Source organism: Streptomyces sp. NPDC005820 (genome assembly GCF_040630255.1).
Classification (GTDB): Bacteria; Actinomycetota; Actinomycetes; order Streptomycetales; family Streptomycetaceae; genus Streptomyces.
This window is the reverse complement of the sequence record NZ_JBEXXE010000024.1, coordinates 25,648-40,182: the sequence shown is the minus strand read 5'-3', so window position 1 is coordinate 40,182 and position 14,535 is coordinate 25,648. Positions and strand designations below refer to the sequence as shown.

Annotated in this window: 9 protein-coding genes; 5 read left to right on the top strand and 4 right to left on the bottom strand. The window is 72.5% G+C overall.

From position 1 onward, the window contains the following. Window positions 1–84: 84 nt before the first annotated feature. Window positions 85–2,451 (bottom strand): SpoIIE family protein phosphatase, encoded by a 2,367-nt coding sequence (locus ABZ464_RS27955; RefSeq protein ID WP_359280823.1) that lies wholly within the window; start codon window positions 2,449–2,451, stop codon window positions 85–87. A 312-nt stretch (window positions 2,452–2,763) separates the two neighbouring features. On the opposite strand from ABZ464_RS27955, the gene ABZ464_RS27950 reads away from it, so the two are divergent. The 5 genes from ABZ464_RS27950 to ABZ464_RS27930 all read left to right on the top strand — a co-directional run bounded on the left by ABZ464_RS27950 (window position 2,764) and on the right by ABZ464_RS27930 (window position 10,958). Continuing rightward, window positions 2,764–5,847 carry a glycoside hydrolase family 2 TIM barrel-domain containing protein gene (locus tag ABZ464_RS27950; protein ID WP_359280821.1) on the top strand — a complete coding sequence of 1,028 codons (3,084 nt, stop codon included), beginning with the start codon at window positions 2,764–2,766 and terminating at the stop codon, window positions 5,845–5,847. Between the two features lie 133 nt (window positions 5,848–5,980). Beyond that, complete coding sequence (locus ABZ464_RS27945) at window positions 5,981–8,221, top strand: glycoside hydrolase family 9 protein (RefSeq protein WP_359280819.1); 2,241 nt, start codon at window positions 5,981–5,983, stop codon at window positions 8,219–8,221. Between the two features lie 79 nt (window positions 8,222–8,300). Beyond that, window positions 8,301–8,546: a hypothetical protein gene (locus ABZ464_RS27940; RefSeq protein WP_055631620.1), complete on the top strand. Its 246-nt coding sequence runs from the start codon at window positions 8,301–8,303 to the stop codon at window positions 8,544–8,546. A gap of 3 nt (window positions 8,547–8,549) precedes the next feature. Then, on the top strand, window positions 8,550–8,927 hold the full coding sequence (locus tag ABZ464_RS27935) for a toxin Doc (protein ID WP_133915542.1): 378 nt from the start codon (window positions 8,550–8,552) through the stop codon (window positions 8,925–8,927). Window positions 8,928–9,335: 408 nt separating this feature from the next. Further along, the gene (locus ABZ464_RS27930) at window positions 9,336–10,958 is read left to right on the top strand and encodes an RICIN domain-containing protein (protein WP_359280817.1); all 1,623 of its coding nucleotides are present in this window, start codon (window positions 9,336–9,338) and stop codon (window positions 10,956–10,958) included. A gap of 12 nt (window positions 10,959–10,970) precedes the next feature. Here ABZ464_RS27930 and ABZ464_RS27925 read toward each other — a convergent pair whose 3' ends face one another. From ABZ464_RS27925 to ABZ464_RS27915, 3 genes are all read right to left on the bottom strand, one after another. Continuing rightward, the gene (locus ABZ464_RS27925) at window positions 10,971–12,143 is read right to left on the bottom strand and encodes a lactate 2-monooxygenase (RefSeq protein WP_359280816.1); all 1,173 of its coding nucleotides are present in this window, start codon (window positions 12,141–12,143) and stop codon (window positions 10,971–10,973) included. Window positions 12,144–12,212: 69 nt separating this feature from the next. Further along, window positions 12,213–12,908: an alpha/beta fold hydrolase gene (locus tag ABZ464_RS27920; protein ID WP_359280815.1), complete on the bottom strand. Its 696-nt coding sequence runs from the start codon at window positions 12,906–12,908 to the stop codon at window positions 12,213–12,215. Further along, entirely contained in the window at window positions 12,905–14,506 is a 1,602-nt protein-coding gene (locus ABZ464_RS27915; RefSeq protein WP_359280813.1) for a cytosine permease, read from the bottom strand. Before ABZ464_RS27915 ends, ABZ464_RS27920 begins: the two co-directional genes overlap by 4 nt. Window positions 14,507–14,535 lie beyond the last annotated feature (29 nt).

Here is a 14,535-nt window from a genome sequence, read left to right as displayed (position 1 = left end):
GATTCTGCGGCTCCGCCGCGTGGGCGCGACCAGCCCACAACGATCCGCAGCCGCCCTACAACCTAACCCACCACGACGTACGCCCTACTCCTCCTCGAACAACCCCAGCTCCGCCCAGATCGTCTTCCCCTCCGCGGTATGCCGACTGCCCCACCGCTGCGTGAGCTGCGCGACCAGCAGCAACCCCCGCCCGCCCTCGTCCCACGTCTTCGCCCGCCGAAGATGCGGCGCGGTGTGACTGGTGTCGGACACCTCACAGATCAACGTCTTCGCATCGTGGATCAACCGCAGCCGTATCGGATGCGCCCCGTACCGGATCGCGTTGGTGACCAGCTCGCTGACCACCAGCTCGGCCGTGAACGACGCCTCGCTCATCTCCCAGTGCGTCAGCTGGGCGACGACCTGCTTGCGGATCGGCGCGACGAGCGCCGGATCGGCGGGGATGTCCCAGGTCGCGACCTGCGTCGCGGGCAGCCCGCGGGTGCGCGCCAGCAGCAGCGCCACGTCGTCGGCGACGCCTCCGGCCGGCAGCAGCGCGTGCAGCACCCGGTCGCAGGTCTCGTCCAGGGAGTCCGAGTACGCGGCGAGGGCCTCGCTCAGCAGCCGGTGACCGGCCTCCGCGTCCCGCTCGCCGGACGCCAGCAGCCCGTCCGTGTAGAACGCGAGCACACTGCCCTCGGTCAGCTCCAGCTCGGCCGACTCGAACGGCAGCCCGCCGACGCCCAGCGCGGGACCGGCGGGCACATCGATCCGGTGCGGCGCGGCGCCCGGCCGCACCAGCAGCGGCGCGGGGTGTCCGGCCCGGGCCAGCGTGCACCGCCGGGACACCGGGTCGTACACCGCGTACACGCAGCTCGCGCCGACCTCGCCGGGGTTGCCCTCACTCCCGGCCTCCTCGGACAGCCGTACGACGAGATCGTCGAGGTGGGTGAGCAGCTCTTCGGGGGCCAGGTCGATGTCGGCGAGGGTGCGCACGGCGGTGCGCAGCCGGCCCATGGTCGCCGAGGCCTGGATGCCCTGGCCGACCACGTCGCCGACGACCATGGCGACCCGCATCCCGGACAGCGGGATCACGTCGAACCAGTCGCCGCCCACCCCGGCGCGCGCGGCCGGCAGATAGCGGGAGGCGGCGTCGACGGCGACCGTCTTGGGCAGGGACCGCGGCAGCAGGCTGCGCTGCAGGGCGAGGGCCGTGTCGCGCTCGCGGGAGAAGCGTCGGGCGTTGTCGATGCAGACGGCCGCCCGGGCGGTGATCTCCTCGGCGAGCAGCACGTCGTCCGGGGTGAAGGGGTCCGGTCGCCGGTAGCGGGTGAGGACCGCGACGCCCAGGGTCGCGCCCCGGGCCCGGATCGGCACGGACATCGTGGAGTGGATGCCGAACTCGCGCACCCGCTCGCCGCGCAGGGTGTCCCAGGCCAGCCAGGCGTTCAGCTCGTCCACGGAGGCGACGATGGTGCGGCCCGCGATCAGCGAGTCGGCCTGCGGCGAGCCCGCCGGATAGTGCTGGACGTCCCCGGGCTTGGCCACCGCCATCGGGTTGCCCGGGTTGACGGAGTGGTGCGCGGCCCGGCGCAGGTCCAGCGGGGCGACGAGCCGGGCGGGCGGCTCCCCGCCGTCCTGGAGGTCCAGCAGATCGACGCTGACGAAGTCGGCGAGCGCGGGCACGCACACCTCGGCCAGTTCCTGGGCCGTCCGGGTGACGTCGAGGGTGCTGCCGATCCGCACGCTGGCCTCGTTGACCAGGCGCAGCCGCTCGCGGGCGAGGTAGTTCTCGGTGAAGTCGTGCGCGGCGAGGCACACGCCCCGCACCCGGCCCGCGGCGTCGGTGACCGGCTTGAACCGGGCCAGCCAGGCGTGCGCCCGGTCCTCGCCGCCGGTGCGGGTGTAGATCTGGATGTCCTCCGCCCGCCCGTTGGCGAGCACCCGGATCATGTGCGCCTCCAGCTCGGCGCTCTGCGGCCGGCCGCCGATCTCGGAGAGCCGCAGCCCCTTGATGCGCTCCTCGGGCAGGCCGATCGCCGCGGCCATCGCGTCGTTGACCCGGGCCAGCCGCAGCTGTTCGTCGTAGACGGCGACGGCGCACGGCGACTGGGCCAGCGCGGCCGTGTCCAGGGGGGCGTCGGTGGTGCGGGCGCCGTCTCCGGCGAGCGGGGTCACGACGAGCCAGGTGCCCGGGGTGTCGTAGAGGGCGGGGCGGTGGTGGGCGAGCAGCCACACCCGTACGGTCCGGCCGTCCCGGTGGCGCAGACCGAGCATGCCGTCCCAGCGGGGGCCGGTGGGCGCCGGAGGTCTTCGGCCGGCCAGCAGCTCACCGGCGGGCCGGCCCACGACCTCGGGCGACGCCCAGCCGAGCAGGGTCCGGGCACCCTCGTTCCATCCGACGACCGTGCCGGTGTCGTCGACGACCACCCGGGCCGTCGCGGCCTCGTCGAACGGATAGTCCGGGCTCATCGTCGCCACTCCATCGCGGACACTCACAGTGAACAGGCGCGCCACATCCGTTCCAGCCTAGTCCGTCCCGCTGCCGCGCGGACGGGAACCCCCCAGCGGGGTCGCGCGGTCGCGTTACGGCCGAGGTCAAGGGTCAATTCCGGCCGAAATGGCCCCTTGGATGCGCTTCGGATGCGCCGGTCACTCGTGGGGCGTCAAGACGTCTCCGGCCCCTTGACGGGCGGGAGGGGCTCGTCGTCAGATTCTGTTTGGTCACGATCAGTTGTCAGATCAGTTGTGAGTACTTCTGGGTCCTGAGAGGGAGAGCCGCCAGTGACAGTCACTCGCAGATCCGTCTTGATCGCCTCCGCGGCCGCCCCGGCCGCAGGAGCGCTCCTCGGCAGCCCGGCCGAGGCGGCTCGGGCGGCCGCGCACACCCCCGGCCGCCACACGGTCGCCCTGCGCGACGGCTGGCGCTTCGCCCTGGTCAACCCGGGCGGGATCACCGACCCGACCGGCGCGTACGCGGATGCCGCCGCCCCCGGCCACGACGACTCGGCCTGGCGCGAGGTGGCGGTCCCGCACGACTGGAGCATCGAACAGACCCCCACCACCGAGTACGGCACCACCAGCGGCACCGGCTTCTTCCCCGGCGGCCTCGGCTGGTACCGCCTGGCCTTCACCCTGTCGCCCGCCCACGCCGGCCGGCGGATCTCGGTCGAGTTCGACGGCGTCTACATGGACGCGTACGTCTACTGCAACGGCACCGAGGTCGGCCGCCACCCCTACGGCTACACCGGCTTCGCCTTCGATCTGACCGCGCTGCTGCACACCGACGGCACCACCGAGAACGTGATCGCGGTCAAGGTGCAGAACCGTCTCCCCAGCAGCCGCTGGTACTCCGGCAGCGGGATCTACCGCGAGGCCCGCCTCGTCGTCACGGAACCGGTGCACGTCGCCCGCCGGGGCACGTACGTCACCACCCCCGAGGTCAGCGGCGAGCGCGCCCTCGTCCGGGTGGCGACCGCCGTCGAGAACGCCTCCGGCGCGGACACGGAGGTGGAGGTCGTCTCCCGGATCCTCGCGCCGAACGGCCGTACCGTCGCCCGTACGGCCTCCACGGTCGCCGTCGGCGACCGGGCCACCGAGACCCACGAGCTCTCCGTGGACCGCCCGCGGCTGTGGGACTTCACGGCGCCCCACCGCTACACCCTGGAGACCGAGCTCAGGGTCTCCGGCCGGGTCACCGACACCCTGCGCACCCGCTTCGGCATCCGCACCTTCCGCTTCGACCCGGACGAGGGCTTCTTCCTCAACGGGAAGCACTCCAAGATCAAGGGCGTCGACCTCCACCACGACCTGGGCGCGCTCGGCGCGGCGGTGAGCGCCGACGCGATCCGCCGCCAGATGACGATCATGAAGTCGATGGGGGTCAACGCCTTCCGCACCTCCCACAACCCGCCCTCGCCCGAGATGATCGAGGTCTGCGAGGAGCTGGGCATCGTGATGATGGTGGAGGCCTTCGACTGCTGGCGGACCGGCAAGACCCGCTACGACTACGGCCGGTTCTTCGACGAGTGGTGCGAGCGGGACGCCGGTGAGATGGTCCTCGCCGCCCGCAACTCGCCGGCCGTGGTGCTGTGGTCCATCGGCAACGAGATCACCGACTCCACCTCCACCGCCGGGCTCGCCATGGCCGACCGGATCATCGCCGCGATCAGGGCCGCCGACGACACCCGCCCGCTCGTCATCGGCTCCGACAAGTACCGCAACCCGCCCGCGAAGGGCTCCGCCGCCGATCTGATGCTGGCCAAGCTGGACGGCCTCGGCCTCAACTACAACACCGCGAAGAGCGTGGACGTGCTGCACGCCGCCTATCCCCACCTGTTCCTCTTCGAGTCCGAGTCCTCCTCGGAGACCTCCACCCGGGGGACATACCAGGAACCGGAGCGGCTGAACACCGGCGAGAACCACACCCCCGGCAAGCGGGCCACCTCGTCCTACGACAACAACCTCGCGTCCTGGACGATGAGCGGCGAGTACGGCCACAAGAAGGACCGGGACCGGAAGTGGTTCGCCGGGCAGTTCCTGTGGTCCGGCATCGACTACATCGGCGAGCCGACCCCGTACAACGTCTTCCCGGTGAAGGCGTCCTTCTTCGGCGCGGTCGACACGGCCGGCTTCCCGAAGGACATGTACCACCTGTTCAGAAGCCAGTGGACGGACGAACCGATGGTCCATCTGCTGCCGACCACCTGGAACCACGAGCGGGGCGACACGGTCGAGGTGTGGGCGTACGCCAATGTCGGCACCGTCGAGCTGTACCTCAACGGAGAGTCGCTGGGCGTCCGGACGTTCGACACCAAGACGACCGTCGACGGCCGCGCCTACCTGGAGACCACCGAGGCCACCGGCGACGACAAGACCTTCACCTCCGGCCCCTACCCCGGCAGTTACACCAGCCCCAACGGCAGCGCGGGCAAACTGCACCTGACGTGGAAAGTCGCCTATGAACCAGGGGTGTTGAAGGCGGTAGCCCGGCGCGGCGGCAAGGTCGTCGCCACCGATGTGCTGCGCACGGCCGGCGCCCCGCACGCCGTACGCCTCACCCCCGACCGCGCGTCCCTTCCGGCGGACGGGCGGTCTCTCGTCTTCGTCACCGCCGACGTCGTCGACGCGCACGGGGTCGTCGTCCCGGACGCCGAGCACCTCATCTCCTTCGCGGTGAGCGGCGGTTCGCTCGCCGGGCTCGACAACGGGCGCGAGGAGAGCGCCGAGCGGTACCAGGCGAGCACCCGGACCGCCTTCCACGGCAAGGCGCTCGCGATCGTGCGCTCGGGAACCGAGGCCGGGCCGCTGAAGGTGACCGCGCGGGTGGACGGACTGCGCGAGGGCACCGCCACCGTACGCACCACCCGCGCCCGCCAGGTGGCCGGCACACCCGCCGCCGAGTTCGCGCCCGCCTACCCGGAGCCGGTGAACCACCCCTCTGCGGACGCCAGTTACTCCGGACGGACGGACACCCTGCCCGCCGCGATGCTGGACGGGAACCCGGTCACCGGCTGGTCCAACGCCTTCGCCAAGTCGGCCACCGCGCTGCTGCCCGCGTTCAGCGGGGCCCGGGCGTCGGACTGGGTCTCGGTCGACTGGGGGCGCACCCGGGACGTCGACCGGGTGGCGGTCTCCTTCACCGTGGACGCCACGCACAGCCTGCCCGCGTCGGTCGAGGTCGCCGTGTGGGACGGGGGGCGCTACGCACCGGTCAGCGGGGCGGCCGTGGACTGGGCCGCCGACTCGGACGCCCCGACCGTCGTCACCTTCGACGCGGTGCGCGGCTCCCGGCTGCGGCTGACGTTCACCAGCGCCGCTCCCGGCGCGGTCCAAGGGGCGGTGCGGATCAGCAAGTTGGAGGCGTAGCCGGACCGTGGTCCGGGCGGGAGCGGGCACCTCCGTTCCCGTCCGGACCGTTGACGCGGTGTCATGACTGGGACAAGCATGTCCCCTGCGCCCGTTGGGAGCGCTCCCATGACGCCGATCGAGGAGCCCGGACGTGAAACGACGCAGAACCGCCCTGCTGTCCCTCGCGGCCCTGCTGGGCGCCGCCCTCACCGCGCTGCCCGTCCAGCAGGCCGGTGCCGACGAGGTCGAGCAGGTCAGGAACGGCGGCTTCGACACCACCGCCGACCCCTGGTGGACCAGCAACGTCACCGCCGCCCGGTCCGACGGACGCCTCTGCGCGGACGTGCCCGGCGGCACCGTCAACCGCTGGGACTCCGCGATCGGCCAGGACGCGATCACCCTGGTCAAGGGGTCCTCGTACCGCTTCTCCTTCGCCGCCTCCGGGGTGCCCGAGGGGCATGTGGTGCGGGCGATCGTGGGGCTCGGGGTCTCCCCGTACGACACCTGGTACGAGGCGACGCCGGTGCTGAGCGAGTCGGGCGACTCCTACGCGTACACCTTCACCTCGCCGGTCGACTCCACCCAGGGGCAGGTCGCCTTCCAGGTCGGGGGGAGCGCCGAGCCCTGGCGGTTCTGTCTGGACGACGTGTCGCTGCTGGGCGGGGTGCCCCCGGAGGTGTACGAGCCGGACACCGGGCCGCGGGTGCGCGTCAACCAGGTCGCCTATCTGCCCGCCGGGCCGAAGAACGCCACGCTCGTCACCGACGCGACCACGAAGCTGCCCTGGCTGCTGAAGAACGCCTCGGGGGAGACGGTCGCCCATGGCTGGACCGTGCCGCGCGGCCTCGACGTCTCCTCCGGACAGAATGTCCACTCCCTCGACTTCGGCGCCTACCGCAAGCGCGGTACGGGCTTCACGCTGGTCGTCGACGGCGAGACCAGCCGCCCGTTCGACATCGGCACGGCCGCCTACGAGCAGCTGCGACTGGACGCGGTGAAGTACTACTACACCCAGCGCAGCGGCATCGCGATCCGGGACGACCTGCGGCCCGGCTACGGCAGGGCGGCCGGCCACGTGGGCGTCGCGCCCAACCAGGGCGACACGGACGTCCCCTGCCGGCCGGGTGAGTGCGACTACCGCCTCGACGTCGGCGGCGGCTGGTACGACGCCGGGGACCACGGCAAGTACGTCGTCAACGGCGGCATCGCCACCTGGGAGCTGCTCAGCACCTATGAACGCGCCCTGTACGCCCGCACCGGCCGGCCCTCGACGCTCGGCGACGGCACCCTCGCCCTCCCCGAGAGCGGCAACAAGGTGCCGGACGTCCTCGACGAGGCCCGCTGGGAACTGGAGTTCCTGCTGAAGATGCAGGTACCGGACGGCCGGCCGCTCGCCGGCATGGCCCACCACAAGATCCACGACGAGCAGTGGACCGGTCTGCCCCTCCTGCCGAGCGCCGACCCGCAGAAACGCGAACTGCACCCGCCGACCACCACGGCCACCCTCAACCTGGCCGCCACGGCCGCCCAGGCGGCCCGCCTCTACCGGCCCTACGACAAGGCGTTCGCGGCCAGGGCCCTGACGGCGGCCCGCAAGGCCTGGGCGGCGGCCCTCGCACACCCCGACCTCTACGCCGACCCCAACGACGGCAACGGCGGGGGAGCGTACAACGACGACAACGCGACCGACGAGTTCTACTGGGCGGCGGCCGAGCTGTATCTCACCACCGGCGAGAAGCGGTTCAGCGATCACCTGCTCGCCTCCCCGGTCCACACCGCCGACATCTTCGTCCCCTACGGCTTCGACTGGTCCCGCACGGCCGCCGCCGGCCGCCTCGACCTCGCGCTGGTCCCCAACCGGCTGCCGGGACGCGACAAGGTGCGCAAGTCGGTGGTGACGGGCGCGGAGAAGTACCTGGCCACCCTGGCGGCCCAGCCGTACGGCATGCCCTACGCCCCCGACGGCAACCGCTACGACTGGGGCTCCAGCCACCAGGTCCTCAACAACGCGGTCGTCATCGCCACCGCCTACGACCTCACCGGCGCCGCGAAGTACCGTGACGGGGCCGTCCAGAGCATGGACTACGTCCTCGGCCGCAACGCGCTCAACCTGTCGTACGTCACCGGCTACGGCGAGGTCGCCGCCCACCACCAGCACAGCCGCTGGTACGCCCACCAGCTCGACCCGAGCCTCCCGGAGCCGCCGAAGGGGACCCTCGCGGGCGGGGCGAACTCGAGCATCCAGGACCCCTACGCGCAGAGCAAACTCCAGGGCTGCGTCGGGCAGTTCTGCTACGTCGACGACATCCAGTCCTGGTCCACCAACGAGACCGCGATCAACTGGAACGCGGCCCTCGCCCGGCTGGCGTCCTTTGTGGCGGACCAGGGCTAGGCATGCCGGCGGTACCGCCCGGACACTCACTTGACCTGGGGATATTTACGGGTAAGTACCCGGGCGGTACCGTGAGGGCATGCCAGCCCTCAATGTGGAGTTCAGCGATCGCGAGCTGGAGGACCTGCGGCAGATCGCCAAGGAACGCGGTACGTCGATGAAGGCACTCGTGCGGGAGGCGGCCGCCGCCGACATCGCACGGCACCGGGCGCTGCAGGAGGGCGCGGAGGCGTTCCGCAGGTTCTTCTCCGCCCACGCCGACGAGTTCGCCGCCGCGTTCCCGGACGACGAACCCGCCGTCAAGGGCGAGGGGCGGGTCGCCTGACCGATGACACCCGTCATCCACATCGACGTGCCCTGGCTGCTCCAGCGCCACGAAGAGGTCCTGCCGGACCAGCCCACCGTCAACGACTTCTCCGCACTGGTCGCGGCCGTCGCCCGGCACCGGGTCGACCCGCCCCGGCTCGGCGTCGACTCCGACCCGGCCTGGCGGGCCGCCGCCCTGCTGCACACCCTCACCCTGCTCAAACCCCTGCCGTCGGCCAACGCCCGGTTCGCCTGCGCGACCGCGGTGGCGTACATGTTCGTCAGCGGGGTCGGCATCGACCCGCCCTACGGCGCGCTCGTCGACCTCGCCCGCGACCTGATCGACGGCAAGACCGATGTGTACGGGGCGGCCGACCGGCTGCGGTCCTGGCAGATATAGCCGCACCGCATGCTTGTGGGCCGCCGGCCCAGGGCGGGAGGAACAGGGCCGGCGGCCGTGGCGCGCAGGAGAGCCGCCGTCCTGCGCGGGGCCTCCGAGGAAGTGGCCGGCTCCCAGTCCACTACGCGGCGCACCCTCCGGGAAGGTGCGCGACACCCCTGCGCGTGCGTCTGTTTCACACGGGGCGCAAGAACGGACGAAAGGCGTGCCGCGGGGCATTCGTCCGCCCTTCTTGTCGACTTCCTTTCAACAAGGGGCCGTGTGCCCTCACGCCTTGTTGCGCACGACTTAGTTGTGCAAAGGTAAACCTTCCGAGCGGGGGGTGACGGCCGGGTCCCTGTGTGACGCCTGTGGGGCGAGCACACGCTCCCTGCCGCGCCATCAGGTACGTACCAAAGGAACCGCTCAGTGCCGACCGCCCAGCCGCCTCGCCCTCCCTACCCGCCGCCCGGCGGTGGCCCCGGAGAATCCGACGAGTCCCTCGCCGCAGGGATCCGCGGCGGCACGGACAGCGAGGTCGCCCAGTCCACCGCGGTGCTGATCGCCCGGCACTGGCGGCCGGTCCACGAGTACGCGGTGATCTGCCTCGCGTCCTCCGGAAGCGTCTCGAACATGCTCACCGCGGCCGCCGTCCACCAGGTCTTCGACCGGCTGAAGCTGGGCGAGCCGGGCACCGCGCTGCGCCCCCGACTACTGGTGACGGTGCGGGACATGGCCCGGCTCTGGGCCGCCGACGAGAACATCTCCGGCGCGCTGCCCGTGCTGACCAAGCCCGCCGGGGCCCGGGGCATGCGCGCCGCGAAGTCCATGACCCCGGACAACCGGGTGCTCGCCGAACGCTCCTTCCAGAGCCTGCCCGCGGTCGCCCGCTGCGTCCTGTGGCACGTGGAGGTCGAGGCCGAGTCGATCGCGGCGGCCGCCGGACTGCTCGGCATGGACGCCGAGATGGCCACCGGCGTTTACGAACAGGCCCGGGACAAGCTCCGCGAGGGCCTGGTCCGCGCCCACCGGGAACTCGCCCCGAGCAAGGAGTGCCGCTTCTACAACCGCCTTCTCGACGTGCCCATCCGCCGGGGCGGCGACCTGCTGCCCGACGTCCGCAAGCACCTCGACGAGTGCCGCTACTGCCGTGCCGCCGCCGAGCAGCTCGGGCACTTCGAGAACGGGCTCGGCGTGCTGCTCGCCGAGGCCGTCCTCGGCTGGGGCGCCCGCCGCTACCACGACTCCCGCCCCGGCCGCGCCCAGCAGCCCGTACGGCTGAGGGGCTCCGCCCGGCACCGGGGCGGCCGGCCGCGCGGCGGCAACCTGCTCTCCCGCATCCCCTCGCCGCGCCGGCGCGCCTCCGGCTCGGCGCGCTCCCCGCGCGCCCTGTTCACCGGGGTGGGGCTCGCCTCCGCCGGGCTGCTGACCAGCCTGCTCGCCGCCGGGATGTGGCTGGACGACGGCAGCGCCGACCCGGCCGCCTCCACCAGCGGTGTCGTCCCCGGCGCCGACACCCCGGACGCCGGCGCCTCGCCGACGACGCCCGGCACCGTGCAACTCCCCACCGCACCCCAGCGGACCAGGCTGCGCGAGGCCGGCGCCGACCTCTGTCTGGACATCCGGGGCCAGGCCCAGGCCGGTGCGGCCCTCGAACTCGCCGCGTGCGGCACCGACGTCACCCAGCAGTGGTCGTACGCCGAGGACGGCCAGCTGCGCAGCGCGGCCCAGCCCGACCTGTGCGTGGACTCCCACGCCGACGCGGGCGTGGTCATCCTCGGCGACTGCGTGGACGCGGGGGAGGCCCGGGCGGACGACGTCCGCTACGACTTCACCCTCCAGGGCGAGTTGCTGCCCCGCTGGGACGACGCCCTCGCCCTGACCACCGCCGGCACCGAGGCGGGCGCGGACGTCGTGGTGAAGGTCCGCGACCGCTCCGACGCCCAGCGCTGGCTCCCCGACACGGCCGCCACCCCCGGCTCCCAGGCCGTCACCGGTACGAACGCCCCCGCGTCGGCCCAGCCGGTGGGCCTGGAGGAGGGGACGGCCTGAGGGCCGTCCCGGTCACTGCCCCTCGTCCTCGGCCAGGTCCTGCGGGCCCACCGTCGCCGGTGTGGCGTGGCCCGACAGGGCCAGCGTGAGGTCGAACTCGGCCAGCAGACAGCGGATGACGTGCTCGACGCCGGGCTGCCCGTCCAGGCCGAGCCCGTAGACGTAGGGGCGGCCCAGCAGGACCGCCCGGGCGCCCAGGGCGAGGGCCTTGAAGACGTCGGCGCCGGTGCGGATCCCGCTGTCGAACAGGACCGTCAGCCGGTCGCCGACCGCCCGCGCCACCCCGGGCAGCGCGTCGGCGGCGCCCACCGAACCGGCCACCTGCCGGCCGCCGTGGTTGGACACCACCACGCCGTCCATCCCGGCGTCGGCGGCGAGCCGGGCGTCGTCCGGGTGCAGGACGCCCTTGAGGACGATCGGGCCGTCCCAGTGCTCCCGCAGGAACGCCAGGTCCGGCCAGGTCTTCCCGGGGTCCGCGAACAGGCCGAGGAAGTGCAGCACGGCCGCGTTCGGATCGTCCGCCGGCGGTTTGGCCAGGCCCGCCCGGAAGGCCGGGTCCGAGAAGTAGTTGGCGGTGCCCACGCCGTGCAGGAACGGCAGATACGCCTGGTCCAGATCGCGCGGACGCCAGGCGAGGAGCGGGGTGTCGAGGGTGACCACGAGCACCGTGAAGCCACCCGCCTTCGCCCGGTCCAGGAAACTGAGGGTCACCTCGCGGTCCTTGGACCAGTACAGCTGGAACCAGCGCTCGGCGTCCCCCATCGCCCCGGCGATCTCCTCCATGGGCGTGCTGGAGGCGGAGGACAGGATGTACGGCACTCCCTGCGCGGCCGCCGCCCGCGCCGCCGCCGACTCCGCCTCCGGGTGCATGATCGACAGTACGCCGACCGGCGCGAGGGCCAGCGGCGCGGGCAGGGCACGGCCCAGCACCTCCACCGACAGATCCCGCTCGTGGACGTCCCGCAGCATGCGCGGCACGATCCGGCGGCGCTCCAGGGCCGCGCGGTTCGCCCGCGCCGTACTGCCGTCGCCCGCGCTGCCCGCCACATAGCCGACCGGCCCCGGCCCGAGCCGCCGCTCGGTCAGCTCCTCCAGCCGGGTCGGATCGGTGGGCAGCCGGGGGACCGCGCCCGTCATCCCGTTGAGATAGATCTCGTACTGGAAGTCCGCCCAGTGCTTCGCCATCCGTCCCTACCGCCTCTCGTCGTCGAGCCGCGTGCACGGCGACGATACCGGCGGGTAGTAAGAGAAGGGCTAGCGAACGGAAGCCGACGCGCGCAGGACCGCGGCCAGTTCGCGCGGGCGGGAGAACATCGGCCAGTGGCCGGTGTTCATCTCCACCAGCTCCCAGTTCTCACCCGTGAGGAGCTCCGCCACGGCCGGCGGCGGCACGTCCCCGTCGAGCAGGCACTTGACGTACGTCGAGGGAAGATCGCCCGCGGAACCCTTGAGCTCCGCCGGTTCGGTGAGGGTGGCGCCGGGGTGCGGGGTGCCCCCGGAGCATATGCGGGCGATCTGCTCGTCGGTCAGCTCCTGACCGTCGGCGCCGTCCGCGTCGAGCGGCGGCCAGAAGCCGTGGTGCTCCGCCATCGACGCGCGCACATGGTCGCTCGGCCAGCCCGACAGGAAGGACTCCCCGTCGAAGGGCACGCTCGCGTCGACATAGACCACCCTTCTCAGCCGGTCACCGATCCGCTCCGCGGCCTGGCCGACCGGGAGACCGGAGTAGCTGTGTCCGACCAGGACGACCTCCCGCAGGTCCAGCCGCTCGACCTCGTCGACGACGTCCTGGACATGGGTCCGCTGCCCCGCCGGCAGGTCCCGCTTCTCGGCGAGCCCGCTGAGGGTGAGGGGATGGGCCTCGTCCCCGGCGGCGCGCAGCTCGGCCGCCACCTCGTCCCAGGCCCAGGCACCGAGCCACGCACCCGCCACCAACACGAAATGAGTCATGCCCCCACGGTAGAGGCCGGGTCTGACAACGCCCCTCCGGCAACTCCCGCGCCCGGCCCGGTGATCGGCGGAACCGGCACCTCCACGGTCCGGGCGAGGCGCGCCCCCTCGGGGCCGTACGCCGCCCGGGGCTCGGGGAACAGCCGCAGCAGGGCGAGGTAGAGGACGGCGGCGACGGCCAGGGACAGCGGCAGGCTGATGTCGATGCCGTTCGCCAGGTCGCCCAGCGGGCCGACGAACTGGCCCGGGATGTTCGTGAAGAGGACGCCGAGGACGGCCGACACCCACCAGGCGGTCATGCCGCGCCAGTTCCAGCCGTGCGCGAACCAGTACCGGCCGCCGCGCTGACGGCGGTTGAAGACCTGGAGGGCGTCCGGGTCGTACCAGCCGCGCCGGGTGTGGAAGCCCAGCATCATCACGACCATCCACGGCGTCGTACAGGTGATGATCATCGTGGCGAACGTGGAGATCGACTGGACGAGGTCCAGGCCGAACCGGCCGATGAAGATGAACGCGATCGACAGCACACCTACCAGCACGGTCGCCTGCACCCGCGACAGCCGCGGGAACACCGAGGAGAAGTCCAGTCCGGTGCCGTAGAGCGAGGTCGTGCCGGTGGACATGCCGCCGATCAGCGCCAGCAGACACACCGGCAGGAAGAACCAGCCCGGCGAGATCGCCAGCAGTCCGCCCACGAAGTCGGGGGCGGCCGGGTCGACGTACTCCGGGGCCTTGGCGGCGATGATGCTCGCGGTCGCGAGGCCGAAGACGAACGGCAGCAGCGTCGCGATCTGGGACAGGAACGCGGCGCCGATCACCCGGCGGCGCGGGGTGGCCGCCGGGATGTAGCGCGACCAGTCGCCGAGGAACGCCCCGAACGACACCGGGTTGGACAGCACGATCAGCGCCGCGCCGATGAAGGAGGGCCAGAACAGCGCGTCCGTCGCCGCGTCGGCGGAGTCCGTGAAGACACCGGCGTACGAGGCGTCGAAGTCGCCGGCGAAGGCGATCGCGCCGAGCAGGAACAGCGCGGTCGCCGAGGTCACCGCGACCTTGTTGACGAACAGCATGAACCGGAAGCCGTACACGCACACCGCGAGGACCAGCCCCGCGAACAGCGCGTACGCCACCCCGTAGGTGACGTTGCTCCGGGAGAGGCCGAAGAGCCGGTGCGCGCCGCCGACCAGGGCGTCCCCGGAGCTCCACACCGAGATGGAGAAGAAGGCGATCGCGGTCAGGAGGGAGAGGAAGGAACCGACCACCCGGCCGTGCACGCCGAGGTGGGCGGAGGAGGACACCGCGTTGTTCGTGCCGTTGACCGGGCCGAACACCGCCATCGGGCACAGGATCAGCGCGCCCGCGACCACGCCCAGGAGGGTGGCGGCGAGGCCCTGCCAGAAGGAGAGGCCGAAGAGGATCGGGAAGGCGCCGAGCACGCAGGTGGAGAAGGTGTTCGCGCCGCCGAAGGCGAGCCGGAACAGGTCGAACGGGGTCGCCGTGCGCTCGGCGTCGGGGATGCGGTCCACGCCATGGGTCTCGACCTCGGTGAGGGAGGGCGGCGGCGCGGTGGGGGAGGTCTCGGGGGACGGCGGGGTCACGGGGGCTCCAGCAGCGGGCTGTCGACGGT

Excerpts from the sequence above, each read along its gene's own strand:
- ABZ464_RS27955 (WP_359280823.1), bottom strand. The coding sequence starts at position 2,451 with ATGAGCCCGGACTATCCGTTCGACGAGGCCGCGACGGCCCGGGTGGTC.
- ABZ464_RS27940 (WP_055631620.1), top strand. The coding sequence starts at position 8,301 with ATGCCAGCCCTCAATGTGGAGTTCAGCGATCGCGAGCTGGAGGACCTG.
- ABZ464_RS27920 (WP_359280815.1), bottom strand. The coding sequence starts at position 12,908 with ATGACTCATTTCGTGTTGGTGGCGGGTGCGTGGCTCGGTGCCTGGGCC.
- ABZ464_RS27925 (WP_359280816.1), bottom strand. The coding sequence starts at position 12,143 with ATGGCGAAGCACTGGGCGGACTTCCAGTACGAGATCTATCTCAACGGG.
- ABZ464_RS27935 (WP_133915542.1), top strand. The coding sequence starts at position 8,550 with ATGACACCCGTCATCCACATCGACGTGCCCTGGCTGCTCCAGCGCCAC.